This is a genomic window from Bifidobacterium sp. LH_449, assembly GCF_056356755.1.
Map to the genome: position 1 here is coordinate 320,521 of NZ_JBKEUV010000002.1, position 25,353 is coordinate 345,873.

The window sequence follows — 25,353 nt, forward strand, 5'->3', positions numbered from 1 at the left end:
ATTCACCCGTCAGCGGCGTTCGTCTTCGGTCGTCGAGGCTGCATCGTCCCGCCGTCCATGGCGCAGCTGGTCCCGCCGCGCATGTTCGCGCCAGCCGACGACGGGCAGGTCGAATTTCGTGACCAGCCGATGCGTGAACGGCACGCCGGACAGGCGCGCCAACTGCAATGTATCCTTCGACTGGCGCACTTCCACGCGGGTGCCCTTCGGCAACGCGCACTGGCGGCGGCCATCGCAGCAGATCCAGCCGTCCGACATGGAATCGTCCAGAATGTCCACGGCGAACGTGGAGCCGGCGCCGATGATCAGGGGGCGGGCGAACAGCGCATGCGCCGCCAACGGCACCAACTGCAGCGCCTTGACGTTCGGCCACATGACGGGGCCTCCGGCCGAAAACGCGTATGCCGTCGACCCCGTCGGCGTGGAGACGATGACGCCGTCGGCGGCGAACGAGCTCATTTCAACGCCGTCGACCTGGATCGCAAGCTCGATCATCTTGCCGCGGTCGACACGTTCCAGTGTGATGTCGTTCAGCGCCCAATCCTCGACCGGCGCGTCCGCTCCGGGCAGCCACACGTCGGCATGCGCGATCATGCGTTCGTCGATGTAATAGTCATGTTCGGCGATGCGTCGAATCGCCTCGCTCATCTGGAAGCTTTCGAATTCGGCCAGGAATCCCACATGCCCCAGGTTGACGCCGAGAATCGGCACGCGCGTGCAATGCACCAGCTCCGCGGCGCGCAGGATCGTGCCGTCCCCGCCCAAGACGACGACGATTTCCGTATCGTCCGGCACCAGCGGGGAGGGCCTGCCGAACTCAGGGGCTTCGGCATTGTCGATGATCGACACGGTGAAGCCGGCGTGACGCAGCTGCTCCACGGCCTCATTCACGATGGTGCCGCCCTGGCGAATCTTGCTATGCGTCACCACCACCGCGTGACGAGCGTTTGCCATCCGTCAACCTCCTGGTCGAATCAACTCACCGATTACAGTGTAATCGAACAAATGAACGAATGACGAAACGCCGCGAATTCCGCCGATATCGCGAATTATCGCCGCCGATGCGACGACTCCTGAAATCTGCACATTCCAATACCCCCTTCCACAGGTGGTCCCCTTGAAAATAGGGGTAAAGGGAGGAAACACAGGGAGAAGGGCGAAAACGATGGATATCACGATTCATTCCGGCTGCGTGCATGCCGGGCAATACGAAACGGTTCATGTCGAAGGCGACGTGGAATTCGAGCATGACGTCAGATTTCACACGCTCGAAGTGAAGGGTTCGCTGCATGCGCCAGATCTCGTCGGCGCCGAACTGCGCTGCGGGGGCGACATCATCTGCAACGGCGATCTTCGCGTCTCGCATGTCCGCGGCCACGGATCGCTGCAGATCAACGGCAACGGCTGGTGCGACGCGATGACGTTCACCGGCCTGCTCGACATCTCCGGAACGCTGCGATGCAGCGATCGGCTCGAGGTCAACGGAAAGCTGATCAGCGAACGGCTGATCAGCGCGGACACCGCACAGCTGAACGGGGTTCTGTATGGCGAAAGGCTGCAGGCGCGCAATCTTCGTCTCAGACCTTTGGATTCACCGCTGCTCGAACGCCTGTCGATGCATCGATACACCGATGGCAGCAGGGCTTCCAGCGTTCAAGGCGAATCGGTGGAGGTGCATCGGCTGAGCTGCCACAGCATCGACGCGTCTACCGTATATCTCGGCGCGGAATGCAAGGTGGAGCAGATCAGCTACGACAAGGAACTGGACATCTCCTCCACCGCCCAGGTGGGGATCGTCAAGGATCAGGGCAGAATGCACGGCTGATTCGGCGCCGTCGCGTACAGCAGGAATTCCACGTTGCCGTATGTGCCTTCGATCGGGGAGACGCAGGTCGCCTGAACGCCGAGGCCATGGTCGCGCGCGCACTGCGTTACAGTCCGCAACGCCTGTTCCCGCATGTCGGGATCATCGACGACGCCGTTACGGTTGAGATGCGCCCGCCCCACTTCGAATTGCGGTTTGACCAGCAGCACGACATGCGCACCGCAGGCCGCGATGCGCGCGATGACGGGAATGACATAGGTCAGTGAGATGAAGGATACGTCGGAGACGATCATCTGCGGCGCGAACGGCAGGTCGGAGGATTCGACGTCACGAATGTTGACGCCGCTCATCTCGATGACGTGTTCGTCGTCGGCGATGCGCGGATCGAGCTGGCCATGCCCGACGTCCAACGCGATGACCTGTGCGGCTCCACGGCGCAGCAGCACTTCGGTGAAGCCGCCCGTCGACGCTCCGATGTCCAAGCATCCAAGGCCTTGCGGGGACGGCAGGCCGTTCTTTTCGAATTCGTCGAATGCGCCTACCAGTTTGTATGCGCCGCGGGAGACGTAATCGTCGCCTTTGTCGACGGCGATGGCGTCCGCGTCGCATACCGGCGTCGCCGGCTTGGTGACGGCGACGCCGTTGACCAGGACATGCCCGGATCTGATGAGACGCTGCGCTTTCGATCGGGTCGCGACGATGCCGTTTTCCGACAGATATGCGTCCAGACGCGCGGTATGCCGGCCGGGATCATTCATGCCGGCGCCCATCAAGATCGTGCTGCAGTGTGCGCAGGATGTCGGAGAACAGCTCGACGCATTGCGCGTCATCCAATTCGTCGATGCGCCGCAACGGCGTGAAGCGTTCGCGTATGGCCACATGCTCCGTTTCCTGCGGCTGATGCGAGGCCTGCTCCATCATGTCCTCCTTCTTCCCAATGCGTGTGGGCATGCGAAACCCGCATATCCCTTCGGAAGATATGCGGGTCGGATCGATCAGTCGGCTTCGATTTCGAAACGAGGCAGTTCCAGACCCCGCATGTCGACGCCGCGATCCGCCGCATCCCACAGCATGCAGCAGGCCGCGCGCAGGGCGTTCATCGAATGTGTGCCGCTGACCTGCACCTGGGTGTCCGTGATGCGCGCGAAGTCTTCGCCGCAGACCCAGGTTCCGGCCTTTCGGACCGTTGCGGGATGAGCCTTGTTCAGTCCGCGCAGGTCCTTGGCGATGAAGCTCGGACGCAGGTGGGCGGGCGCGGTCATCAGCTCGTGCGGATTCGTCACGCCCGTCAGCACGGCCAGGGAATCGTAGCCGCCACGGGTGCCGGCCTCGATATCGGTGTCGAGACGGTCTCCGATGGCCAGACACAGCCCCTTGGCCACCGGCGTGGTCCCATCATGGGCCGCCAGCAGGCGGGCTTCGTCATACATGGCGGATTCCGGCTTGCCCGCCGAAGAGGCCGGCTCGACGCCGGTCGCGTTGACGACGGCCTGGATCATCGAGCCGCAGCCGGGGGCGATGCCGAGTTCGCGGGGAATCGTCAGATCGCGATTGGTGACGAAATACACGGCACCATGTTCGACCGCGTACGCCGCCTGCGCCATCTGATTCCACATCATTTCGGGATACCAGCCTTGAATGACCGCGGCGGGCTCGTCCTGCGCCGAATCGACGACGACGAGCCCCTGTTTGGCGACTTCCTCGCGAAGATGCTCGGCGCCCACCACCAGCACTTTGGCGCCTTCGGGAACGGCGCGGGCCACCATACGGGCGGCCACGACGGACGATGTGATGACCTGCCACGGCTCGACGTCCAGACCGAATCCACGCAGCTGCTCGGCCACCACGGACTGCGGACGGGACGAATTATTCGTCGTGTATTCCACCGTCATGCCGGCCGACTCCGCGGCCCGAATGCTGTCGGAGGCGTGCTCGACCGGATTCTTGCCGCGGTATACCACGCCGTCAAGGTCAAGCAGCGCAAGGCGGTACGCCTCGCTTAGCGGCTTATCGGTGGATTTGAGCATGCCCGTCATCGTCTGTGGTCCATTCCCTTCCAAAATCGGCGTGCGAATGCTTCAGTCCTGGGACGTCACTGCGCGGATTGCGCATCCGCTTCGGACTGTTCCTCGGCCGGATCATGCGTCGTCGGTTCGCCTTCGTCGAACGACTCGGCAGGCTCCTCGTCGGACTGCACGCCGGCTTCGGCTTCCTCGGCCGGCAGTTCCGTCTCGTCGTCGCCGGCTTCGGCTTCTTCGTCATCCTCTTGCGGGTCCTCAGGAGCGTATTGGGCGTCCTCTTCGGTGATGCCAAGCTCGTCCATCAGCTCTTCGGACATGTGATACATGTCGTATTCGATGACCAGATCGTCGGAGGTCTCGTCCTCTTCGGCATCGGCATACTGCAGTTCAAGGCGGTCGAGCATCACATCGAGGTCGACGGCCTCATCGGTACGTCCGGCCTCTTCCAGGAAATACTGTTCCGCCTGGATGGCACGCATGCGGTAGGCGCCGGCCAGACCCTTGGAACGGCCCAGCATATGCACGATCTCAATGGCCTTGTCCCACAGTTCCAGATCGCCCAATGCGCCGGCGTACACCAGAAGCATTTCGGCCTTGGCTTCGCCGCGCAGCTCGCGCGCCTGTTCGGACATCGCCAATTCGATGGCCTTCTTCGGATTGCCCACGCCACGCTCGCAGTCCGCGATGAACGGCAGGTAGTCGAGGAAGCCGTTCATACGGTACGCGGTGCGGAATTCGCGCATGGCCAGCTTATAGTCGCCCTGACGGTATGCGACGAACGCCAGCGTCTCGCGCGCGAAATCGATCCGGGAGGCCTGATGGGCGACCCACTTCGCATGTTCGAGGGCGGCCTTCGGGTCGCTTTCCTCCAATGTGTATGCGGCAAGGATGTGATAGGCGATGTTGTCGGCATGCTCCTTGCTCAGACCGCGCAGACGTTCCTTCTCGTCCTTGCTGAGCATCTTCAGGTCGATGCCGCGAGGCATCTTCGGCTCGTTCGGACGACGGTCGGTATACGGGTTCTGCGACGGATAGCTGATCGTGCCGTCGGAATTGCGATGCGGCTTCGACAGATAGTCGCGACGCTTCTCCTCGCGATATGCGGCCTTTTCCTCACGGGTGAATTCGCGATGCTCGTCATGGCCACGGCGGTCGTCACGATGGAAATCACGGCGATCGGCATGACGGTCGTCACGGCGGAAACCGCGTTGGCCGCCGCGACGGTCATCGCCACGGAAGCCGCGACGGTCGTCACGGCGATCATCACGGCGGAAACCGCCGGAGCGACGGTCGCCATCCTTGCGGAACGGACGGTCGCCGTCCTGACGACGGCCGCGATTGTCGTCGTGGCGGAATCCATCCTTATGGGAATCGTCACGGTCGCGACGCTGGTAGCGCGGATTGTCGGAACGGCCACCGCGGAAATCGCCCGATTCCCCGTCCTTGCGGAAGCCGCCACGACGATCGCCGTTGAAGCCGCGGTTCTGGAATCTACGATCGCCGCCACGATGGTCGCGATGCTGTCCGCCTTCGCCGCTGCGGCGGAATTCACCGTCACGGCGCGCTTCACCGTCACGGCGTGATCCGCCTTCGTGGCGGAACTCGCCGTTGTTCTTGCGGTAGCCGTCGCGACGATCGCCGTCGTTATGGAAACCGCCGGACTTATGCCCGTAGGACTTGCCGCCGTTGCCGGAACGCGGCTTGAATCCCTTGCCGCCACGGGATCCCGGCTTGCCGGAATTATAGGACCTGCGGTCGCCGTAGGATTTGCCGCGCGAAGCGTGTTCTTCTGCCATGGATGTCCTTTTGCTATGCGTGCCGGCCGCATCGGCGGCCCGGCATCGTTGTTTGTATGAGGAAATAGGTATTGGGTCGGTCAGCCTTACGGCTTTGCGGGCACGGCCGGGGCGTCGCCGCGGCCGTGCCGTGAAATCAATGCTTTTCCACGACGCCAAGCGCCTTCTTGCCGCGACGGATCAGTGCGAACCGTCCGTGCAGGAAGTCATCGTCGCCCAAAAGCCGCTCTTCGTCTTCAACGCGGATATTGTTCACATACACGCCGCCGGATTTGATGGTTTTGCGCGCTTCGGACAGCGACTTGAACAGGCCGGCCTTCACGCCGGCCTCGCAGACGCGGTCGCCCGCGCAGGCCCCGGCAAACGCCTTGGAACCGTCCTCCTGGTCGATTTTCAGGCCGTCAAGCGCGCCTTCCAACGTCAGCTCATCGATCGTCGTCAAGTCACCGCCGCGTCCGAACAAAGCGCCGGCGGCGTCGATGGCCTGCTGGGTCGCCTGCTCGCCGTGCACGAAGCTCGTGACCTCCCATGCCAGGGCGCGCTGCGCTTCGCGCGCACCCGGATTGGTCTTCGACTCCTCCACCAGACGTTCGATCTCGGCCTTCGGCAGGAACGTGAACGCCTTCAGCAGGTTCTCCATCTCCACGTCGGGGCGGTTGAACCAGAACTGGTAGAACTTGTACGGGCTGAGCATGGTGCCGTCCAGCCATACCGCATTGCCTTCGGACTTGCCGAACTTCTTGCCCTGCGCGTCGGTGATGATCGGGCTGGTGAACACGTTGACGTCATAGCCGCGCATCTTGTGGATCAGGTCGAGGCCGGAGGTGAGGTTGCCCCACTGGTCGCTGCCGCCGATCTGCAGCACGCAATGGTACTCGTCGAACAGGTGCAGGTAGTCGTTGCCCTGCAGCACCTGATAGCTGAATTCGGTGAAGGAGATGCCCTCTTCGGAATTGAGGCGGCGTGCGACGGTGTCCTTGGCGAGCATGGTGCCGAGACGGAAGTTCTTGCCGACATCGCGCAGGAAGTCGATGACGCTCATGTCCGCGGTCCAATCGTAGTTGCTTACGAAACGGACCGGATTCGCGCCCTCGGTCTCCAGGATTCCGCCGATCTGCCTCTTCAGGCGCTCGGCCCATCCGGCCACGACGTCCTTCGGATTCAGCGTACGCTCTCCGGACTGGCGCGGATCGCCGATCAGACCGGTGGCGCCGCCGACCAGAGCGATCGGATGATGCCCCGCGGCCTGGAGATGCCGCATGTTGATCAGCTGCACGAGATTGCCGATATGCAGGGAGGCCGCGGTGGGATCGAAACCGCAATAATAGGTGATCGGCTCCCCGCCCAACACTTGTGCGAGTCGTTCCCGGTCGGTGGACTGGGAAATCAACCCGCGCCATTCCAGTTCATCGAGGACGGAATCGAATCCCGCCTCCCTGAAGTCGATGACGTGAGCCATATCTGTTGTCACTCCCCTATCAAATTGTGAGTTTTCCTATGCATTTTCAGCCTTACAAGTCTCTCAGGACAGGCAGACAGGCGACAACGCCCCGCGCAGCGGCTACAGTGGAACCTCATAGAGGCATAAGGAGCGAGGTTATGGATCGACGCGGCATGAAGGATACCGCCAGACGGCGTTTGCGCGCGCACTATTGGCTGTTCGTCGCGGTGTGCCTGTGCGCGGCTTTCCTCGGCGTGCAGTATTCGTCGTCGCTATGGGCCGTGAACTATCAGAACGCCCCCTCGATGCTCGACGTGAACATGGACATCGCCTTCAACGCCATGACGTCCGACGACGACGGGAATGCACGCAGGCAGGTGGAGCTCAACGAGTCGGCGATCCATGACGGCGACCACAGCGCCCTGCTGGGACGCTCCCGCGGCGTGTTCGCCTCCGCGGTCAACGCACTCTCCTCCGGCAGCCTCACGCTGTCGATCGTGCAGGCGACGCAGTCCATCGTGCGTTCACGCGACACGGCGATGATACTGCTGACCGCGGCGAGCCTCGTCATATACGCGTTCCTGTGGCTGTTCGTGCGACAGACCTACCTGATCGTCATGCGAAGGATACTGTTGGAGGGTCGCACGTACGGCATCGTGCCGGCGACGCGGTTCCTCTACCCCCTGCATACCGGATTATGGTCGCATATGGCATGGGTGATGTTCGTCATGAACGTATACCGCCTGCTATGGGCGCTCACCATCGTCGGAGGCATCGTCAAGACCTATTCCTACATGCTCGTCCCCTACATCATGGCGGAGAACCCGAACATCTCGGCCCGCGAGGCCATCACGCTGTCGCGCCGCATGATGTACGGGCATAAATGGGAGTGCTTCGTCGCGCAGCTGTCGTTCGTCGGATGGCATCTGCTGAACCTGCTCACCTTCGGCCTGTCCGGGATCCTCTATTCGAACGTCTACCGGGCCGCGTTCTTCGCCGAATACTATGTTCGTCTGCGAGCCGCGGCCAAACGGTCGTCCATGCCCGGAAGCGAAGCGCTCAATGACGAATGGCTGTACCGTCCCGCCGACCGCGCGCTGCTTGACGCCGTCTACCATGACGTCACCCGGCAGATCGACGTCGTGGCCGAGGAGGGGACGCACGTCTCGAAACCGCGTGGATTCGCCGGAATGCTTGCGGATCGCTTCGGCGTCATGCTGGTATCGTCGCCGCAGGTCACCCGCTACGAAACATACCGGGCGCGGCGCTACCAGACGGAAAAGGGACGCGCGATGGTCGAAGGCCGTTCCTACCCCGTGCGGCTCGCCCCGGTCCCCATGCCGTTCCGCATGCAGGACAACGTCACATTGGGCGCGACCCGAAGCTATACCGTGCTGCATCTGATCGCCATGTTCCTCATATTCGGCTTCATAGGATGGGTCTGGGAGGTGATCATCGCGTTCATCGACGAAGGCGCGTTCATCAACCGGGGCACCCTGCACGGGCCGTGGCTGCCGATCTATGGCACCGGCGGCCTGCTCATCCTCATCGCGCTCAAACGCCTTCGGGAACGGCCCGCATTGGAGTTCCTCGCCGCCGTCGTCCTGTGCGGCGTGTTGGAGTATGCCTCGTCATGGTGTCTGGAGATGCTCCATGGCGGGCAGCGATGGTGGGACTACACGGGATACTTCCTCAACATCAACGGGAGGATCTGCGCGGAAGGACTGCTGGCGTTCGGCATCGGAGGACTGGCCATCGTCTATCTGCTCGCCCCGGCCGTCGACGATGCGCTCAGCCGTCTTCCCGACGCCCGTCTGAAACCCGTCGTCATAACGCTGGCCGTCATATTCCTGATCGACTGGGCCTGCTCTCTCGTATATCCGAATACCGGCGCCGGCGTCACCGACTATCATGCCGCATCCGCTGCAATAGCGCGCGAAGCTGATCCAGGGTGTCTCCGTTCCTCGCCGTGCGCAGTTTCGGAAACGCCGTGATCATACGCAGCTGCTGACGGTTGAGCATCGACGTGACCGTGTCGCGGATGCGTGTCTTGAATTCGGCCGGCATATGCCTGAGGGATCGTCTGGACTCGTTGATCAGCAGCGTGGCGTCGGACAGGGAGTCGTCTATGGCGTCGCGTACGGCAATGCCATAGCCGGCCAGCGTCTGTCTGATCCTGTCGAGGTCGTTGTCCAGCCCGATGATGCCCGACACCGTGACCGCGCAGTCGATGGCAAGCAGCAGCATGCCGCCGACGCATATGCAATGCAGCGCGACGTCGGGCATGGCATCGGTCCATCCGCGTACGACCGGATGGATCATGGTGTCGATTACGACGGCGAAGGCGCCGAACACCAGCGCGCCCAGAAGGCATATGCGGCCATTGAGGTTGAATCGCATATCCGAATAATCCCACCAGCGCGCATGGAACAGACGTTCCAGCATCCAGGAGGTGCAGTATTCCAAGACGCAGGCGCCGACGGCCCCGGCGACGAACAGGACGGCGGGATCATGGATGCCTCCCAACAGCACGATGGCCCCCACCGCTCCGATGCCGTAGATCGGACATAGCGGCCCGTTGAGGAACCCCCGATTGACGATGCGGTGCTGTTGGACCGACACGACGATCGATTCATACAGCCATCCGAGAAAGCCGTAGAGAAGAAACCAGACTATGCAGCGTTCGATCATGCCGACCATCCGGAAAAAATCAGACCAGGGTCAGGGCCCTGCCCGTTTCAGGCGCCGATCCGGACGACGCCGGAGGAACGCGTGGCCTTCACCGGCCTCTTGCGCGGCGCGGCCTTCAGGTTCGGACGGTCGAAGCGGTCAGGGGACAATGTCTCCCGCGTCGCGCTGACTTTGTCGGCGATGGTCACCAGATATCCCTCGATGTAACGCGGCGGCAACGGCGTCAGCGGGAACATGTGCCGTGAAATGCTGTCACGTTCGATGTCGTTCAGATCGAAATCGTCCATCGCGTTCGACAAGGCGGCGTTGCCGTGGGTGAAGCCGTGCAGCCGATGGGTTCCGTCGTCCCAGTCGTGCCAATCATACAGAAAATAATCATGCAGCAGCGCCGAACGCACCAGCGACCTGGCGTCGATCCTATGCCATAGGCGCAGCCTGTCGGCGAACCATACCGCCAGGCATGCGACGCGTATGGAGTGCGCGAACGTGGTCACCGAACCGTGCTGGTAGCAGCGCTTCTCGATCTGCATGCGATCATGTTCGATGACCTCATTGCCGTAATGATGGACCAATGCACGAATCTGCCGTTTTGTCAGCACACGTCCTCCCGGTGATAGGAAACCGCACGTCGACGACCATATGCCGGCGCACCGGCTTCGATTGTAAGCCAATGCACCGGCCTGGGCCAGTCGGCCGCCGCTATGCGAGCAGCGATTCGGGGGTCTTGTACGCGGAGCCGTCGCTGACGGAGAAGGCGAATGCGCGCAGACGCTTCGATTCCTCGCAAGCGGCCTCGATCTGTTCGGCGACGCGCGCCGGGGCGGTGCCGCCCTTGCCGTTGCGGGCGGCCACGGATCCCTTGGTGGAGAGCACTTCACGAACCCGGATCGCCTTGTCCGCAGGCAGGAAGCCTTCGAACACCGACTGGAAATCCTCGTCGGTCAGATCCCACAATTCCTGGGAACGGGCCTCCGCGATCTTGACGCAGGCGCCGGAAAGCTCATGAGCATGGCGGAACGGGACGCCATTGCGCACCAGCCACTCGGCGATATCGGTGGCCAGCGCGAAACCGGTCGGGGCCTCGGCCTCGAGACGCTCCAGATCGAAGGTCATCGTGGCGACCATGCCGGTGAAGGCCGGGAGCAGAATCTCCAACGTGTCGACCTGGTCGAACACCGCTTCCTTGTCTTCCTGCAGGTCGCGCGCATATGCGGTCGGCAGGCCCTTCAACGTGGCCAGCAGACCGGTCAGGTCGCCGATCAGACGCCCCGATTTGCCGCGGGCCAGTTCGGCGATATCCGGATTCTTCTTCTGCGGCATGATCGACGAACCGGTCGAATAGGCGTCGTCAAGACGCACGAAACGGAATTCCTGCGTGTTCCAGATGATGATCTCTTCGCTCAGACGGCTGATGTCGACGCCGGCCATGGCCGCGACGAAAGCGAATTCGGCGACCAGATCGCGGCTTGCCGTGCCGTCGATGGAATTGGCGGTGACGCCGTCGAAGCCCAATTCCACGGCGACGGTCTGCGGGTCGAGACCAAGCGTATTGCCGGCGAGTGCGCCGGAACCGTACGGGCTGGCGTTGACGCGGGCATCCCAATCGACCAGACGCTGCACGTCGCGCAGCAGCGGCCATGCATGGGCCATCAGCTGATGGGCAAGCAGCACCGGCTGGGCGTGCTGCATATGCGTACGGCCGGGCATGACGGCATCGCCCGCCTCCTTGGACTTGGCGATCAGGGCCGCGACGAGGTCAAGCAACTGGCCTGCGATCACACGGCTGTGGCGGCGCAGCCACATGCGGATCAATGCGGCGATCTGATCGTTGCGGGAACGGCCCGCACGCAGTTTCCCGCCAAGCTCGTCGCCCGCGATCTGCAGCAGACCACGTTCCAGGGCCGTGGCCTCATCCTCATCGTCTTCGATCGGGGCGAACGCGCCACTGTCGACGCGACGCTGCAATTCGTCGAGCGCATCCTCCATGCGCCGCAATTCGTCGTCGGTCAGCAGTCCGGCACGGCCCAATGCGCGCGCATGTGCGCGGGAGCCTGCGATGTCGTCATCGGCCAGTCGCCAATCGAACTGTGTGGACTTGGACAGTTTCGCCAATTCCGGGGACGGGCCGGAGGTGAAGCGACCGCCCCACAATGCGAGATGTTCCTGCGTCTGTTCTTCGTTGCCTTGTATAGTCATATGTCCTACTGTACGGGCCGGCGTTGTCATGGGCCGGGGCCGGTCTCATTGTCGGGGTCGTGTCTTCCGGATGCCCATGAATCCGGATACGGATGCGTTCGCGGCGAAACGCACGGTATGGCGAAACGCACGGCATGCGATGCATATCCGCCGATATGGAAAAAGGGATGTGGCGAAAACGTCACACCCCCGACGCGCTTTATTTGGACAAGGCGTTCAATGCATCATTCAACGGTATTGTCCGGCACTTCGATGGCATTGCCGAACTTGACGTCGCGGGCGGCCGCGACCTTGCTCGGCAGGCCATAGATCTCGATGAAGCCGTTCGAAGCGTTCTGGTCGAAGGCGTCGCCGGAATCATAGGTGGCGAGGTTGTAGTCGTACAGCGAGGATTCGGAGCGACGTCCGACCACGACCGCGCGGCCGCCGTGCAGCACCATGCGGATTTCGCCGGACACATACTGCTGGGTGTCCTCGATGAAGGCGTTGAGGGATTTGACCGCCGGCGAGAACCACTGCGCGTCGTACACCAGTTCGGCCCAGCGCTTGTCGATGTCGCGCTTGATGCGGTGCTGTTCGCGCTCCAGGCAGAAGTTCTCCAGCTCCTGGTGGGCGGTGATCAATGCGATGGCGCCCGGAGCCTCATACAGTTCGCGGGACTTGATGCCGACCAGACGGTCTTCGATCAGGTCGACGCGGCCGATGCCCTGGGCGCCGGCACGACGGTTCATCTCTTCGATGGCCTGCAGCGGGGTGACGTCGCGGCCGTCGATGCGGACCGGCACGCCCTGCTTGAATTCGATGACGACCTCGTCTTCGACCGGCGGGAACGCCGGATCGTCGGTGTAGGAGTAGCAGTCCTTCGTCGGTGCGTTCCACGGGTCCTCGAGGAAGCCGGTCTCGATGGCACGGCCCCACACGTTCTGGTCGATGGAGAACGGGCTCTTTTCGGTCTGCACGATCGGCAGCTTGTGCTCGTTCGCGTACGCGATTTCGACGTCACGGGTCAGCGACAGATCGCGAATCGGGCTGATGGCCTTCAGGCTCGGGTCGATGGACTGGATGGACACTTCGAAACGAACCTGATCGTTGCCCTTGCCGGTGCAGCCGTGGGCGATGGTGTCCGCGCCGAACTGGTGGGCGGCGCGCACAAGATGCTTGGTGATCAGCGGACGGGAGATGGCGGAGACCAGCGGATACACGCCTTCGTACATGGCGTTCGCCTTCAGGGCCATCATGCAGTATTCGTCCGCGAACTCGTCACGGGCGTCCACCACGTAGGCCTCGACGGCGCCGCATGCCAGAGCGCGCTGCTTGATGGTTTCCAGGCTTTCGCCGCCCTGTCCGACATCGAGGGACACGGCGACGACGTCCTTGCCGGTACGGTCCTTCAGGTACGGAATGGCCACGGAAGTGTCCAGGCCGCCGGAATATGCCAGAACGATACGATTCTTTTCGCTCATGGTCCACCTTTCTTCAAGTCTGATATTCATTACTATATGCACACCTATGTATATTTATGCATATTTGTCGGCGTAGCGTGTCGCGTCTGCGCCTATTCCTTTGCGACCAGGCGCAGAAGCCACTCGGCGCGCATCTTCGCGGTATCGTCGTCGACGCAGATGACCATCACCGTATCATCGCCGGCGATGGTTCCCAGCACGCCGTCGATCGGCTGCTTATCGATGACGCTTGCCACGTATTGCGCGGCGCCGGATGGCGTATGCACGACGATGAGATTACGCGCGAACGCCGCCGACGTCATCAATCCGGACAGCACACGCGATATCTGTTGCTCCGCCTTGCCCGTTCCGTCCGACGGCATCGGAGGCGTTCCTTGCCGGACTGCGGCGTGGCCCGCTTTCAAGGCCCCTACCGCATATGCCAGCGTGCCGTCCGCCAGACGGGTCTTCGTCGCACGCAACTCGTCCAGATCGCGGCTCAGGGTCGCCTGCGTCACTTCGATGCCTTGCGCGGAAAGGATCTCGGATAGCTGGGATTGGGACGTGATGACATGCGTCAGCAGCGCCTGCTCGACGGCGCTGAGCCTGGCCGCCCTTGTGGACGGCCTCTGCAATGACGATGAGACGTCGGCCGTGTCCGTCATGTCAGACCAGCAGGCTTTCGTCGCCACGCTGCTGCCCCACCAGCCAGGTCAGCAACGCCTTCTGCGCATGCAGACGGTTCTCCGCCTCGTCCCACACCACGGACTGCGGGCCGTCGATCACCGAAGCGGTGACCTCCTTGCCGCGATATGCGGGCAGGCAATGCTGGAACAGCGCATCCGGCTTGGCCAACGCCATCAGTTCGTCGTTGACCTGATACGGCCAGAACGGCTTGGAACGAATGGCGTATTCCGCCTCCTCGCCCATCGAAACCCACGTGTCGGTGAACACGCAGTCGGCGCCGGCGACGGCTTCCTTCGGATCGGTGGTGACCAGAACGGAGCCGCCGTTTTCGGAAGCGATCGCTTCGGCGTCCGCGACGATGGCGGGGTCGGGCAGGTAGCCGTTCGGTCCGGCCACGCGCACATGCATGCCGGCGACGGCACCGCCAAGCAGATACGAATTGGACATGTTGTTCGCCGCATCGCCCAAATAGGCGATGGTCATGCCCTTCAGCGCATCGACGCCGCCGCGGAACTGTGCGATGGTCAGGAAATCGGCCAGGATCTGGCATGGGTGGAATTCGTCGGTCAGGGCGTTGACCACCGGCACGGTGGAATATTTCGCCATCTCTTCGACGCGCTCCTGACCGAAGGTACGCCATACGATGCCGTAGGCCATACGGGTCAGTACACGGGCGGTATCCGCCACCGGCTCGCCACGGCCCAGCTGGGAGCCGGACTTGTCGATGACCAGCGGGTAGCCTCCGAGTTCGGCCACACCGATCGAGAAGCTCGAACGCGTACGGGTGCTCGGCTTGTCGAACAGCACCGCGACGCCCTGCGGTCCCGCAAAGGGCTGATGGTGGAAACGATTCTCGCGGAACCTCATGCCCAATTCGAGGATCTGCTTCTGCTCCTCGTGGTTCACGTCATCGTCGCGTAGCATGTGGCGCAGTTGTCCGGCCATAGTTGCTCCTTTATGTTTGAAACCAAAATCCGGTAGTCGGGGTCAGTCGTTCTTCAGGTCTTCGGGGATGCCCGCAAGGATCGCGATGGCATCGGCGACATCCTGTTCGGTGACGTTCAGCGGCGGCGCGATGCGGAGCGCGTCCGGAGCCACGGCGTTGACGATCAGGCCATGTTCCAGAGCCCACTCCATCGCGGCATGCGCACACGGATGGCTCAGCTGGATGGCGTCCAGCAGTCCACGGCCGCGCACGGACTCGAACAGCGGCTTGTTCAGCGCCGCGATGCCGTCGCGCAGCTGCCGGCCGCGCGCTTCGGCGTTGGCGATCAGGCCTTCGCGCTCAATCACTGAAATGGTGGCCAGGCCGGCCGCGGCGCCGAGCGGATTGCCCGCGAAGGTCGAACCGTGGGAGCCCGGCGTATACAACGCGGAAAGCTCGGCGCCGAACGAAATCATGCCGCCCATCGGGAAGCCTCCGGCGACGCCCTTCGCGAAGGTGACGATGTCCGGCGTCACACCGCCCGACAGGTCTTCACGCTGGAAGGCGAACCATTCGCCGGTGCGTCCCACGCCGGTCTGCACTTCGTCGAAAATCAGCAGCGCGTTGTTCACATCGCACATGTGACGCGCCTTGCGCACATAGTCGGCGCCGAGAGGACGCACGCCGGCCTCTCCCTGGATGAGCTCCATGATGACCGCAGCGACCGGCCCCTTGCCGTACGGGCCTTGGCCGGTCTGCGAGAAGGCGTCGAACAGCGCCTCCGCATCCCCCGCCTCCACGAATTCGATATTCGGCACCAGCGGTTCGAACTTCGTGCGGATCGCAGGCTTCCAGGTGGCGGACAGCGCGCCCATGGTACGGCCATGGAAGCCATGGGTCAACGCGATGATGCGCGCAGGCTTGCCGCCCATCGAGGGACTGGCGCCATCCAGTGTACGACCGTACAGTTTGGCCAGTTTCAGCGCCGCCTCGTTGCCTTCGGCTCCCGAATTGCCGAAATACACGCGGGACCCTTCGGGGGCGCCGGCCAGTTCGATCAGCCTGGCCGCCAATTTGATCTGCGGTTCGGACGCGAAGTAGTTGCTCACATGGGCGACTTTGGCGGCCTGTTCGCTTATGGCCCTCACCCAATCCGGATGCGCGTAGCCGATGGAGTTCACGGCGATGCCGGCGAGGAAATCGAGGTATTCGTTGCCGTCGACATCCCAGACATGGCATCCCTGACCGTGGTCCATCACGCGCAGCGGCGTGCCGAACACATTCATATGCACCTGGGAGTATTCCCCAAGCCATTTGGAGTCTTCAGGACCCAGACCTTCCAGTTTTTCAGCGCTCATACGAACTCCTCATTTCGATACCGTCTTCGGGCACCACCATCGTGCCGATGCCGGCGGTGGTGAAAATCTCGTTCAGGATGGAATGCGGCTTGCGTCCGTCGATGATGTGGGCCTGGGGAACCCCGCCGTCAAGGGCGCGTACGCAGGCCTCCATCTTGGGGCGCATGCCGGTTTCCAGATCCGGCAGCATATCCCTCAGATTCTCCACGCCGATACGGCCGATCAGGGAATTGCGGTCAGGCCAATCGGCGTACAGGCCTTCGATATCGGTCAGCACGATCAGCTTGCTCGCGCCAAGGGCGGCAGCAAGGGCGGCAGCCGCCGAATCGGCGTTGACGTTCAGCACCTCGGTGGCGTCTTCCTCGTTCGGAGCCACGGAAGACACCACGGGGATGCGCCCGGCGCTGATCAGATCCTCGACGGCCGAGGCGTCGACGCTTACGACATCGCCCACCAGACCGATATCGGTGGGTTTCCCATCGATGATCGGCCGACGCTGCATCGCGGAGAACAACGCGCCGTCCTCGCCGGACAGGCCGACCGCGAACGGACCATGGGCATTGATCAGGCCGACCAGTTCACGGGACACCTTGCCGGTCAGCACCATACGGACGACGTCCATGGCTTCCGGCGTGGTGACGCGCAGGCCGCCCTTGAATTCGGATTTGATGCCCAAGGCCTTGAGCATGTGGGAAATCTGCGGGCCGCCGCCGTGCACGACCACCGGATGCAATCCGACTTGGCGCAGGAACACCATGTCTTCGGCGAAGCACTGCTTCAGCCGCTCGTCGACCATCGCATTGCCGCCGTATTTGATCACGATGCGCTGGCCCGCGAACTGTTCCAGCCATGGAAGCGCCTCGATCAGCACTTCCGCCTTCTGATCGGCCCTCAGGTCGGTATGTACGTCCAGATGGTAGCCTGGGCCCTTCAAATCAGCCATTCCACTCAGCTTTCATAATCAGCGTTGATATGCACGTATTCATGCGTCAGATCGTCGGTCCACACCGTGGCTTCGGCGTCTCCCGCGTTGAGGTTCACGTCGATGCCGACCTCGCGCGGCGTCATGTCGACTTCGCTGCGGTCGCGTCCCGGCTTGCCGCCGTCGCAGATGCGCACGCCGTTCACGTCGACGGTCACTTCGTTCGGATCGTAGGGCGCGACCGTTTCGTCGACGGTGCCCAGTGAGCTGACGATGCGCCCCCAGTTCGGATCGTTGCCGGAGATGGCGCATTTGAGCAGATTCGAAGCGGCGATGGCGCGGCCGCATGCCAGCGCGGCGGCTTCGGTGGCGGCGCCGGTGACCGTGATGCGCACATCGTGGCTCGAACCTTCACCGTCTCCGATGATCTGACGCGCAAGGCTGGCGCATGCCTGTTCGACCAGCGCGTTGAACTCGTCGGGGTCCGGCTCGACTCCGGAGGCACCGGAGGCGAGCAGCAGCACGGTGTCGTTGGTGGACATGCAGCCGTCCACGTCGATGCGGTTGAACGACATTTCCGTGCCCACGGCCAAAGCGGCCTGCAGTTGGCCGGAGCTCACGACTGCGTCCGTGGTGATGACGCACAGCATCGTGGCCAGCTGCGGGGCGATCATGCCGGAGCCCTTCACCATGCCACCGATGCGATAACCGTCGCCTTCAAGCGCCACCGTCTTCGGCTTGGTGTCGGTGGTCATAATGGCATGGGAGGCGTCGATTCCGGCCTGTTCGCCATCGCTCAACGCGTCATGGGCGGCCTTGGCGCCGGCCAGGACATTGTCGAGCGGCAGCAATTCGCCGATCAGACCGGTGGAGCACACCGCCACCGATTCCTCGTCGACGCCCAGCATCCCGGCCACGCTCCGGGCCGTCGCTTGGGACTGCGCATAGCCGGCCTGGCCCGTGCACGCATTGGCGCCGCCGGAATTGAGGATCACGGCCTTCGCATGCCCGTCGGCGACCGCCTTACGGCTCCACTGCACCGGCGCCGCGCAGAAGCGGTTCGAAGTGAACACGCCCGCAATCGCGTCAAGCGGGCCGTTGTTGACGACCAGCGCCAGATCCTTCTTGCCTTCGACCGCGGAAATGCCGGCGGCGACGCCGGCCGCCGAAAATCCTTGTGCAAACGTCACGCTCACGGTGCCACTCCAATCTTCGTCAATCCCTCGTCTTCGGGAAGTCCCAATGCAACGTTCAACGACTGCACGGCCTGACCTGCCGTGCCTCGATTCAGGTTATCGATTGCGGCGAAGGCCAGCAGGCGGCCGGCCTTGCGGTCGACGACCACCTGCAGATGGGCCGCGTTCGAACCGACGATATTGGCCGTCGCCGGCAGGGTCCCGGCGGGAAGCACGACCATGAAATCCTGCCCCTTGTATGCCTTCTCCCATACCGCGTGAATGGCTTCATCGTCCATGGCCAGAGCCTTGTCGGTCATCTTGGCCGATACGCAGGCGAGAATGCCGCGTGACATAGGAGCCAGAATCGGAGTGAAAGCCATCGTGAAGCGCGCAGCTTCGGCCGCTTCAAGACCGGCGGCATGCGCGAAGTTCTGCAGGATTTCCGGGATATGGCGATGCGTGCCGCCGACCGAATACGGCACGGCCGAGCCGAACGCCTCCGCCGCCAGCAGATTGGCGCGTTTCAGGTTCTTGCCGGCACCGGAATATCCGACGACCAGATCGGCCACGATGTCGGTCGGCTCGATCAGTCCTTCGGCGATCGCCGGCTGCATCGCCAGCGTCGTCGCGGTGACGTTGCAGCCCGGACCCGCGATGCGCTTGGCGCCGCGCAGGGCATCACGCTGACGAGCGTATCCGCCGTCGGCGTTCCTGCCGACGATAAGCTCCGGCATGCCGTACGTCCAATGCGGATAGAAATCCCCGCCGTAGAACTCATCCCACGCAGAGCGTTCCTCCAAGCGATGATCGGCGCCGAGATCCACGACGGTCGCATCGTCGTCCAGCTGCGCGGCCAAGTCGCCGGACGCGCCGTGCGGCAGCGCGAGAATGATGACGTCATGTCCGTTCAGCGTTTCCGCCGTGGTGTCTTCCACCACCAGATCGGCGAGCTGCGGAATATGCGGCATATGCTTGCCCAGTTTCTCCCCCACCGAGGAATGCCCCGCCACGCAGGTCACCTCGAAGTCCGGGTGGGCGGCGAGTATGCGCAGCGCCTCCCCTCCCGCATATCCGGTCGCGCCCGCCACGGCTACCGTGTATTTGGCCATCTCATGCCTCTTCCTGATTTCGGCGCATGACCATCATGCGCTTCAAGAACCATTTGAAGTATACACGGTATGCAATACATTGCATAACTATGCAATGCGAATGGCGGACGAATCCGCATGCGCCGTATGCGGCATGCTATGCGGAAATCGACGAATCCGACGGGGATCCGCCTTCCATCGTCTGCATCATCTGCAGGATCAGATCCGATGTGGACATGCCGTTGAAGGTCAGCCAGATGATCGCGATGGTGTAGAGCACATTGATCACGATCGTGGCGATGGCCAGGCCACGCCCTTTCATATGGAAGACCTTGGTACGCCACAGCGATACCGCGCCGAACAGCGCCGGCAGCACCGGCACGGGCAGGAATATCGCGAATATGAACGCCAGGATCGCATAGGAGTCCCAGCGTCCATACATCGGGTTCTGGGCGGGATCATCCAGGTTGATCGGGCCTTGCGGGCCGAATACGACGGGCCCCTGCATCGGATTGTTCGGCTGCTGAGGCTGCGAGCCGTTCGGATCGCCGTACGACGGACCGCCGTATGGTTGCCCATACATCCCGCCTTGGGGCTGGGGATGCTGCTGCCCGTTCCCGTAATTGACGCCGTTGCCCCGCCCCGCCGGATCGCCGTTCACCTGCCCGGCAGAGGATTGGGGTTGGGGCTGCGTCTCCTCTTCGGGCCGACCGTACTTATACGGATCGTACCCGACCGGATATTGGCTGGAACGCGCGCCGTACTCCAACGTGTCGTGCCGCCCGTATTCCGGTTCGCTCATTTGGGGGGTGTCCTGCCGTCCGGCCTGTCCGTCATCGAAATGAGCCGGAGCGGCGTCAGCCCCCTGCTCTGCTTGCTGCGAAGTATTGTGCTGATACTGCTTCGGCTCATCCATAATGTTTTCCTTATCGGTCGGGCTGACTGGCATCAGGCGCGCAGCTGCGCACCCAGACGTTCGGCAGCCTGATTGACGATGCGCTGGCGGATCTCCTCGCTGTCCTCGCCGGACAGGGTCTTGCCCGCCGAGCGGAAGGTCACTGCGAAGGCCAGGGATTTCAGACCCTCACCGAGCTGGTCGCCGGTGAACACGTCGAACAGCTCGATGCTTTCGAGAACGTCCCCCGCCGCGTCCGCGATCACCTGCCGCAAGGCCTGCGCGGTGACGTCGTCGGAAACGATGAACGCCAGATCCTGCTTGACGGGCGGGAAGGTGGAAATCGGACGGGCCTGGACCGGCTTGCCCGACAGGGTCGTGAACAATGCGGTCAGGTTCAGTTCGAAAGCGGCGCTGTGCGCGGGGAAGCCCAACGTTTCGTTGACGTGCGGATGCAGTTCGCCGACCATGCCGACGAAAATGTCACCGACCATGATACGGGCGGCACGGCCCGGATGCCATTGCGCAGGCACTTCTTCAGCCGCAGGCTGATCCAGGTCGATCTGCGCGCCCAGACGTTCGGCGACGCGGCGGACCGCTTCGACCGCGTCGCTCCAGTCGACGGCCCGACGTTCGCCCATCCAGCCGCTGTCGACGGCGTTGCCGGTAAGGATGCCCGCGACGTGCAGCGGCTGATCCGGCAGACCCGCATCGAGTGCGGCAAGCTGCTCGTCGGTCGGACGCACGCCGCCCGGCAGGGCCGGGATCGCCGGGGACTGCGGATCCCACAGGTAGACGTGGCCGATTTCATACAGGGACACGTTTTCCATGCCGCGACGCAGATTGCGCTGCACGGTCTGCGCCAGGGTCGGCAGAATGGAGCGACGCAGGAACGGGCGGTCGCCGGCCAGAGGATTGGCGATTTCGACGCTGACATGCTTCGTGGCTTCGGGATCATACGCGAAATTGCGGTAGTCCTCATCACCGACGAACGGATAGCTCAGAGTCTCCACCAGACCGTATTCGGCCAGCTCGTCGGCGACGCGACGCTTACGCAGCTGGTCGGGGGTCAGGCCGACCATGCCTTCGGTCGGAGCGGCCGGAACGGTCGTCGGAATCTCGTCGTAGCCGACCAGACGGGCCACTTCTTCGACCAGGTCGCACGGCTCGTTCAGATCCGGACGCCAGGTCGGAGCGGTGACGGAGAATTCTCCGTTGCCGCCGCCGGCCACGGTGCAGCCGATATCCGTCAGAATCTCGCTGATACGGTTCACATCGGTGTCAAGCCCGGCGACGCGCGCCACTTCGCCAGCCTTGAAAAGGATGGGACGGCGGGCAACGGTGTTATTCACGTCAGTCGGCGTATCCGAAGCCTCACCGTTGCCGTATTCGGACAACAGATCGGCAGCCATCTGGCAGGCGGCCGGCTGCAGCTGCGTGTCGACGCCGCGTTCGAAACGACGGGACGCTTCGGACGGAATCTTGTGACGCCGTGCGGAGCGGGCGATGGACACCTGGTCGAAGTGCGCGGATTCGAGCAGGATATTGCGCGTTTCGGCGGTGACTTCGCCGTACAGGCCGCCCATGACGCCGGCGATGCCGAGCACGCGCGATCCGCGTTCGCCATTCGGCGAATCGGTGATCAGCAGATCTTCGACGTTCAGCTCATGGTCCTTGCCGTCCAGCGTCGTCAGCGTTTCGCCTTCATGGGCGCGGCGCACCACGATCGGGCCTTCGATCTTGTCCAGATCGTAGGCGTGCATCGGCTGGCCGAGGTCCATCATCACGTAGTTGGTCACGTCCACGGCCAGGGACAACGAGCGCATGCCCGCGCGGAGCAGACGATGGCGCATCCAGTTCGGGGTCTTGGCGGTCGGGTCGAAATTGCGCACCGCGCGTGCGTAATAACGGTCGCAGCCGGCGACGCCGTGAATCGGATTGTCGTCTTCGATGACCACTTCGATGTCGTTCTGCGCGCCGAAGGCGGCGTTTTCGACGATCGGGGCCTTCTCTCCCAGCGCGATCGCCGGATCGGTGAACGTCGCGCCGGTCGAATGGTGGTATTCACGGCATACGCCACGGTATGAGAACGCATAGCCGCGGTCGGGCGTGATGTTGATCTCCAGCAGCGGCTCGTCGAGATGCAGCAGATGCATCGCGTCCTGGCCCGGCTTCAGCGCGGCGTATTCTTCCGGGGTGAAACCGTATTCGCGCAGCAGGATGATGCCGTCGTGGCTGTCGCCCAGGCCCAGCTCGCGCTCGGAGGCGCACATGCCGTTGGAAATGTGGCCGTAGGTCTTGCGCGGTTCGATCCTGAAATCGCCCGGCAGCACGGCGCCCGGCAGGGTCACGACGACCTTTTCGCCGGCGGCCATGTTCGGGGCGCCGCAGATGATGCCACGCGGCACCTTGTTGCCGTTTTCATCGGTTTCGTTGTATGCGTCGCCGACGTCGACATGGCACCAGTTGATGACCTTGCCGTTCTTCTGCGGTTCCGGCGTCGCGTCGACGACGTATCCGACGACGATCGGACCGGTCACCTGGGAGGTGTGGATCTCCTCCTCTTCCAGGCCGACCTTCACCAGATCCTTGGCAAGCTGTTCGTAAGTCAGGCCTTCGGGAACCTCGACATGATCCTTGAGCCAGTCAATATCTACCATTGGCATGGGTCAATCACTCCCCCATCACAAACTGTTCGCTGAATCGCACGTCGCCTTCGACCAGGTCGTGCATGTCGTTGATGTCATGGCGCAGCAGCAGCGTGCGTTCCACGCCCACGCCGAACGCGAAGCCGGTGTACGCCTCCGGGTCGAGGCCTGCGGACTTCAATACGTTCGGATTCACCATGCCGCAGCCGCCCCATTCGATCCAGCCCGGGCCGCCCTTCTTGTCGGGGAACCACAGATCGAGTTCGGCACTCGGCTCGGTGAACGGGAAATAACTGGGGCGCAGACGGCTCTTGGCCTCCGGACCGAACATGGCGACGGCGAGCTTGTCGAGCACGCCCTTGAGGTCGGCCATGGTCAGATGCTTGTCGACGGCAAGGGCTTCGACCTGATGGAACACCGGCGTATGGGTGGCGTCGAGCTCATCGGTGCGGAACACGCGGCCCGGGCAGGCGATGTACAGCGGCACGCCGCGGGTGAGCAGCGCGCGGACCTGATCGGACGAGGTCTGGGTGCGCACCACCATGTTGGAGCCGACGAAGCCGGCCGCGTCCTTGGCCTGGTTGCCTTTGACGTAGAAGGTATCCTGCATCTGGCGTGCCGGATGGTCGGGGCCGAAGTTCAGCGCGTCGAAGTTGTACCATTCGGTTTCCACTTCGGGGCCGTCGGAAATCTGCCATCCCATCGAAACGAAGAAGTCTTCGACGTTCTCCATCACCTTGGACAGCGGGTGGCGGGCGCCGAGCGGCCTGCGGCGCACCGGAAGCGTCATGTCGACGGTTTCGGCCGCCAGTGCGCGGGCCTCCTCCTGCTCCTTGACCTGGGACTCCTTGGCACCGTATGCGCGTCCGAAATCGGCGCGTAGCTTGCCCATCAGCTTGCCGGCCTCTTTCTTCAGGTCGGGGGCGAGCGCGCCGATGGCCTTGCTGGCATGGGTCATCGCCGAATCCGCACCAGCGTACTGTGTTTTGATGGCTTTCAATTCCTCCATGCCGGAGGCGTTTTCGATTTTCGCGATGCCTTCAGCGACCGCAGCGGCCACTGCTTCGGCGTCGAATACCGTACCTTCTGCCACGAGATACCTTTCCTGTTTCCGTTTGATTGACGCGTGAAATCGCGTAATTCCAACGTTTGCCGGTTTCACATTCTCCCAATATGACTAGACATGGCCATGCTGAGCAGCATGACGGCCGCGCTTGTGCCGAGATTCAACGATTCGGCCTTGCCGTAGATCGGAATGGAGACGATCCGGTCGGTTTCATCCAGGATTTCGGCGGGCAGGCCGCGCGCCTCGTTGCCGAACAGCACGACACGCCCTTTGCGTAGGGCTTCGGCGTCGGCAAGCACATCGGGCAGGCTTTCCGGCCTATGCGTTTCGGTGCCGTACACGTCGGCCGCGTAGACGTCGCTATGCCGGTTTTTCGCCCATGCGAAGAATTCGTCCGTGTCCATGCCGATGACAGGCAGGTGGAACAGCGAGCCCGCCGTGGAGCGGATGACTTTGGGATTGAGCACGTCGACGCAGTCGTCCACGAAGATGACGGCATCGCATCCGGCTGCGTCCGCGGACCGGATGACGGTTCCCGCGTTGCCCGGGTCGCGCACCTGCCAGAACGCGGCGACCGCGATGCTCCGCTCGGCGTTGCGTTCGGCGGTGATCCGGGATGCTTCGTCGTCCATTGCGCCGCGCAATGCTTCGATGTCGGCGACGGCGACGACGCCTTGCGCGTCGGCGCTGATCTTCGCGATGACATCGGCGGTGGCCTTATGCACGTATACGCCTGCCTGCATGGCCTTGCCGGCGAGCTGCGCGACGGTGGCGTTGACGAAAGGCGCGTCGGCGGCCGCGTCGGCCACCGCGACATAGAGGTCCCGCACGATGCCGGGATGGCAGGAAAGCGCCTCCCGCACGGATTGCGGGCCTTCGATGAGGAAACGCCCTGAACGTTCGCGGGCCTTGCGCGACGTGAGATCGGCGGCACGCCGAATACGTTCGGCCTTCGGATTGGCCAAGACTGTCGATTGGATAGGCATAAGTCAGTAGCCTAACACTGCCCGCCATCGGCTTGCCATACAGCGCGATTCAGGGAAGGCTCCCGTCTTGCACTGCGCCCCAAAAGTTGGACGATATTTATCATGATAGCGTCCTAGACCGTCAGGGTCATATTCCGGTACTCGACCGGGGTATGGCCCTGAAGCCTTTTCTGACGCCGCCGGTTGTT

At 63.0% G+C, this 25,353-nt stretch carries 23 protein-coding genes; 2 read left to right on the forward strand and 21 right to left on the reverse strand.

Going from position 1 to position 25,353, the window contains the following annotated elements:
• Window positions 1-9: 9 nt before the first annotated feature.
• A complete protein-coding gene (locus AC1AX7_RS03220; RefSeq protein WP_476508651.1) occupies window positions 10-954 on the reverse strand; it encodes an NAD kinase in 945 nt (314 codons plus the stop codon).
• 211 nt (window positions 955-1,165) lie between these two features.
• Between AC1AX7_RS03220 and AC1AX7_RS03225 the strand changes: the two genes are divergently transcribed.
• Window positions 1,166-1,825: a bactofilin family protein gene (locus AC1AX7_RS03225; protein ID WP_476508652.1), complete on the forward strand. Its 660-nt coding sequence runs from the start codon at window positions 1,166-1,168 to the stop codon at window positions 1,823-1,825.
• Here the strand turns inward: AC1AX7_RS03225 and AC1AX7_RS03230 are convergent.
• From AC1AX7_RS03230 to tyrS, 5 genes are all read right to left on the reverse strand, one after another.
• On the reverse strand, window positions 1,804-2,583 hold the full coding sequence (locus AC1AX7_RS03230; RefSeq protein ID WP_476508653.1) for a TlyA family RNA methyltransferase: 780 nt from the start codon (window positions 2,581-2,583) through the stop codon (window positions 1,804-1,806). The two genes, AC1AX7_RS03225 and AC1AX7_RS03230, sit on opposite strands and share 22 nt — an antisense overlap.
• A complete protein-coding gene (locus AC1AX7_RS03235) occupies window positions 2,576-2,776 on the reverse strand; it encodes a hypothetical protein (RefSeq protein ID WP_476508654.1) in 201 nt (66 codons plus the stop codon). The genes AC1AX7_RS03230 and AC1AX7_RS03235 overlap by 8 nt, the downstream gene beginning before the upstream one ends.
• Window positions 2,777-2,820: 44 nt before the next feature.
• Window positions 2,821-3,861, reverse strand: coding sequence for an HAD-IIA family hydrolase (locus tag AC1AX7_RS03240; protein WP_476508655.1), 1,041 nt, complete (start codon window positions 3,859-3,861; stop codon window positions 2,821-2,823).
• Window positions 3,862-3,917: 56 nt separating this feature from the next.
• A complete protein-coding gene (locus tag AC1AX7_RS03245; protein ID WP_476508656.1) occupies window positions 3,918-5,642 on the reverse strand; it encodes a helicase in 1,725 nt (574 codons plus the stop codon).
• 136 nt (window positions 5,643-5,778) lie between these two features.
• Window positions 5,779-7,101 carry a tyrosine--tRNA ligase gene (gene tyrS, locus AC1AX7_RS03250; protein WP_476508657.1) on the reverse strand — a complete coding sequence of 441 codons (1,323 nt, stop codon included), beginning with the start codon at window positions 7,099-7,101 and terminating at the stop codon, window positions 5,779-5,781.
• Between the two features lie 140 nt (window positions 7,102-7,241).
• Here tyrS and AC1AX7_RS03255 point away from each other — a divergent pair, with 140 nt between their 5' ends.
• Window positions 7,242-9,077 carry a DUF975 family protein gene (locus tag AC1AX7_RS03255; protein WP_476508658.1) on the forward strand — a complete coding sequence of 612 codons (1,836 nt, stop codon included), beginning with the start codon at window positions 7,242-7,244 and terminating at the stop codon, window positions 9,075-9,077.
• Here the strand turns inward: AC1AX7_RS03255 and AC1AX7_RS03260 are convergent.
• The 15 genes from AC1AX7_RS03260 to AC1AX7_RS03330 all read right to left on the reverse strand — a co-directional run.
• Window positions 8,983-9,783, reverse strand: coding sequence for a putative ABC transporter permease (locus AC1AX7_RS03260; protein WP_476508659.1), 801 nt, complete (start codon window positions 9,781-9,783; stop codon window positions 8,983-8,985). The two genes, AC1AX7_RS03255 and AC1AX7_RS03260, sit on opposite strands and share 95 nt — an antisense overlap.
• Window positions 9,784-9,821: 38 nt before the next feature.
• Window positions 9,822-10,373, reverse strand: a complete 552-nt coding sequence (locus AC1AX7_RS03265; protein ID WP_476508660.1) for an HD domain-containing protein — start codon at window positions 10,371-10,373, stop codon at window positions 9,822-9,824.
• A 100-nt stretch (window positions 10,374-10,473) separates the two neighbouring features.
• Window positions 10,474-11,970, reverse strand: coding sequence for an argininosuccinate lyase (argH, locus tag AC1AX7_RS03270; protein ID WP_476508661.1), 1,497 nt, complete (start codon window positions 11,968-11,970; stop codon window positions 10,474-10,476).
• 224 nt (window positions 11,971-12,194) lie between these two features.
• Window positions 12,195-13,433, reverse strand: a complete 1,239-nt coding sequence (locus tag AC1AX7_RS03275; protein ID WP_476508662.1) for an argininosuccinate synthase — start codon at window positions 13,431-13,433, stop codon at window positions 12,195-12,197.
• 92 nt (window positions 13,434-13,525) lie between these two features.
• Window positions 13,526-14,077, reverse strand: coding sequence for an arginine repressor (locus AC1AX7_RS03280; protein ID WP_476508663.1), 552 nt, complete (start codon window positions 14,075-14,077; stop codon window positions 13,526-13,528).
• A 1-nt stretch (window position 14,078) separates the two neighbouring features.
• A complete protein-coding gene (gene argF, locus AC1AX7_RS03285; protein ID WP_476508664.1) occupies window positions 14,079-15,044 on the reverse strand; it encodes an ornithine carbamoyltransferase in 966 nt (321 codons plus the stop codon).
• Between the two features lie 42 nt (window positions 15,045-15,086).
• Window positions 15,087-16,382 (reverse strand): acetylornithine transaminase, encoded by a 1,296-nt coding sequence (locus AC1AX7_RS03290; protein ID WP_476508665.1) that lies wholly within the window; start codon window positions 16,380-16,382, stop codon window positions 15,087-15,089.
• Window positions 16,372-17,325, reverse strand: coding sequence for an acetylglutamate kinase (gene argB, locus AC1AX7_RS03295; protein WP_476508666.1), 954 nt, complete (start codon window positions 17,323-17,325; stop codon window positions 16,372-16,374). Before argB ends, AC1AX7_RS03290 begins: the two co-directional genes overlap by 11 nt.
• A 5-nt stretch (window positions 17,326-17,330) precedes the next feature.
• A complete protein-coding gene (argJ, locus tag AC1AX7_RS03300; RefSeq protein WP_476508667.1) occupies window positions 17,331-18,500 on the reverse strand; it encodes a bifunctional glutamate N-acetyltransferase/amino-acid acetyltransferase ArgJ in 1,170 nt (389 codons plus the stop codon).
• Window positions 18,497-19,591, reverse strand: a complete 1,095-nt coding sequence (argC, locus tag AC1AX7_RS03305) for an N-acetyl-gamma-glutamyl-phosphate reductase (protein ID WP_476508668.1) — start codon at window positions 19,589-19,591, stop codon at window positions 18,497-18,499. Before argC ends, argJ begins: the two co-directional genes overlap by 4 nt.
• Window positions 19,592-19,727: 136 nt before the next feature.
• A complete protein-coding gene (locus AC1AX7_RS03310) occupies window positions 19,728-20,486 on the reverse strand; it encodes a DUF4190 domain-containing protein (RefSeq protein ID WP_476508669.1) in 759 nt (252 codons plus the stop codon).
• Window positions 20,487-20,518: 32 nt separating this feature from the next.
• Window positions 20,519-23,131 carry a phenylalanine--tRNA ligase subunit beta gene (pheT, locus tag AC1AX7_RS03315; RefSeq protein ID WP_476508670.1) on the reverse strand — a complete coding sequence of 871 codons (2,613 nt, stop codon included), beginning with the start codon at window positions 23,129-23,131 and terminating at the stop codon, window positions 20,519-20,521.
• A 7-nt stretch (window positions 23,132-23,138) separates the two neighbouring features.
• Window positions 23,139-24,206 carry a phenylalanine--tRNA ligase subunit alpha gene (gene pheS, locus AC1AX7_RS03320; protein WP_476508671.1) on the reverse strand — a complete coding sequence of 356 codons (1,068 nt, stop codon included), beginning with the start codon at window positions 24,204-24,206 and terminating at the stop codon, window positions 23,139-23,141.
• 65 nt (window positions 24,207-24,271) lie between these two features.
• The gene (locus AC1AX7_RS03325) at window positions 24,272-25,165 is read right to left on the reverse strand and encodes a TrmH family RNA methyltransferase (RefSeq protein WP_476508672.1); all 894 of its coding nucleotides are present in this window, start codon (window positions 25,163-25,165) and stop codon (window positions 24,272-24,274) included.
• Window positions 25,166-25,278: 113 nt separating this feature from the next.
• The coding region (locus AC1AX7_RS03330; RefSeq protein WP_476508697.1) for an IS3 family transposase at window positions 25,279-25,353 on the reverse strand (75 nt) is incomplete at its 5' end.

Excerpts from the sequence above, each read along its gene's own strand:
- AC1AX7_RS03220 (WP_476508651.1), bottom strand. The coding sequence starts at position 954 with ATGGCAAACGCTCGTCACGCGGTGGTGGTGACGCATAGCAAGATTCGC.
- AC1AX7_RS03225 (WP_476508652.1), top strand. The coding sequence starts at position 1,166 with ATGGATATCACGATTCATTCCGGCTGCGTGCATGCCGGGCAATACGAA.
- AC1AX7_RS03230 (WP_476508653.1), bottom strand. The coding sequence starts at position 2,583 with ATGAATGATCCCGGCCGGCATACCGCGCGTCTGGACGCATATCTGTCG.
- AC1AX7_RS03235 (WP_476508654.1), bottom strand. The coding sequence starts at position 2,776 with ATGCCCACACGCATTGGGAAGAAGGAGGACATGATGGAGCAGGCCTCG.
- AC1AX7_RS03240 (WP_476508655.1), bottom strand. The coding sequence starts at position 3,861 with ATGACGGGCATGCTCAAATCCACCGATAAGCCGCTAAGCGAGGCGTAC.
- AC1AX7_RS03245 (WP_476508656.1), bottom strand. The coding sequence starts at position 5,642 with ATGGCAGAAGAACACGCTTCGCGCGGCAAATCCTACGGCGACCGCAGG.
- tyrS (WP_476508657.1), bottom strand. The coding sequence starts at position 7,101 with ATGGCTCACGTCATCGACTTCAGGGAGGCGGGATTCGATTCCGTCCTC.
- AC1AX7_RS03255 (WP_476508658.1), top strand. The coding sequence starts at position 7,242 with ATGGATCGACGCGGCATGAAGGATACCGCCAGACGGCGTTTGCGCGCG.
- AC1AX7_RS03260 (WP_476508659.1), bottom strand. The coding sequence starts at position 9,783 with ATGGTCGGCATGATCGAACGCTGCATAGTCTGGTTTCTTCTCTACGGC.
- argH (WP_476508661.1), bottom strand. The coding sequence starts at position 11,970 with ATGACTATACAAGGCAACGAAGAACAGACGCAGGAACATCTCGCATTG.
- AC1AX7_RS03275 (WP_476508662.1), bottom strand. The coding sequence starts at position 13,433 with ATGAGCGAAAAGAATCGTATCGTTCTGGCATATTCCGGCGGCCTGGAC.
- AC1AX7_RS03280 (WP_476508663.1), bottom strand. The coding sequence starts at position 14,077 with ATGACGGACACGGCCGACGTCTCATCGTCATTGCAGAGGCCGTCCACA.
- argF (WP_476508664.1), bottom strand. The coding sequence starts at position 15,044 with ATGGCCGGACAACTGCGCCACATGCTACGCGACGATGACGTGAACCAC.
- AC1AX7_RS03290 (WP_476508665.1), bottom strand. The coding sequence starts at position 16,382 with ATGAGCGCTGAAAAACTGGAAGGTCTGGGTCCTGAAGACTCCAAATGG.
- argB (WP_476508666.1), bottom strand. The coding sequence starts at position 17,325 with ATGGCTGATTTGAAGGGCCCAGGCTACCATCTGGACGTACATACCGAC.
- argC (WP_476508668.1), bottom strand. The coding sequence starts at position 19,591 with ATGGCCAAATACACGGTAGCCGTGGCGGGCGCGACCGGATATGCGGGA.
- AC1AX7_RS03310 (WP_476508669.1), bottom strand. The coding sequence starts at position 20,486 with ATGGATGAGCCGAAGCAGTATCAGCACAATACTTCGCAGCAAGCAGAG.
- pheT (WP_476508670.1), bottom strand. The coding sequence starts at position 23,131 with ATGCCAATGGTAGATATTGACTGGCTCAAGGATCATGTCGAGGTTCCC.
- AC1AX7_RS03325 (WP_476508672.1), bottom strand. The coding sequence starts at position 25,165 with ATGCCTATCCAATCGACAGTCTTGGCCAATCCGAAGGCCGAACGTATT.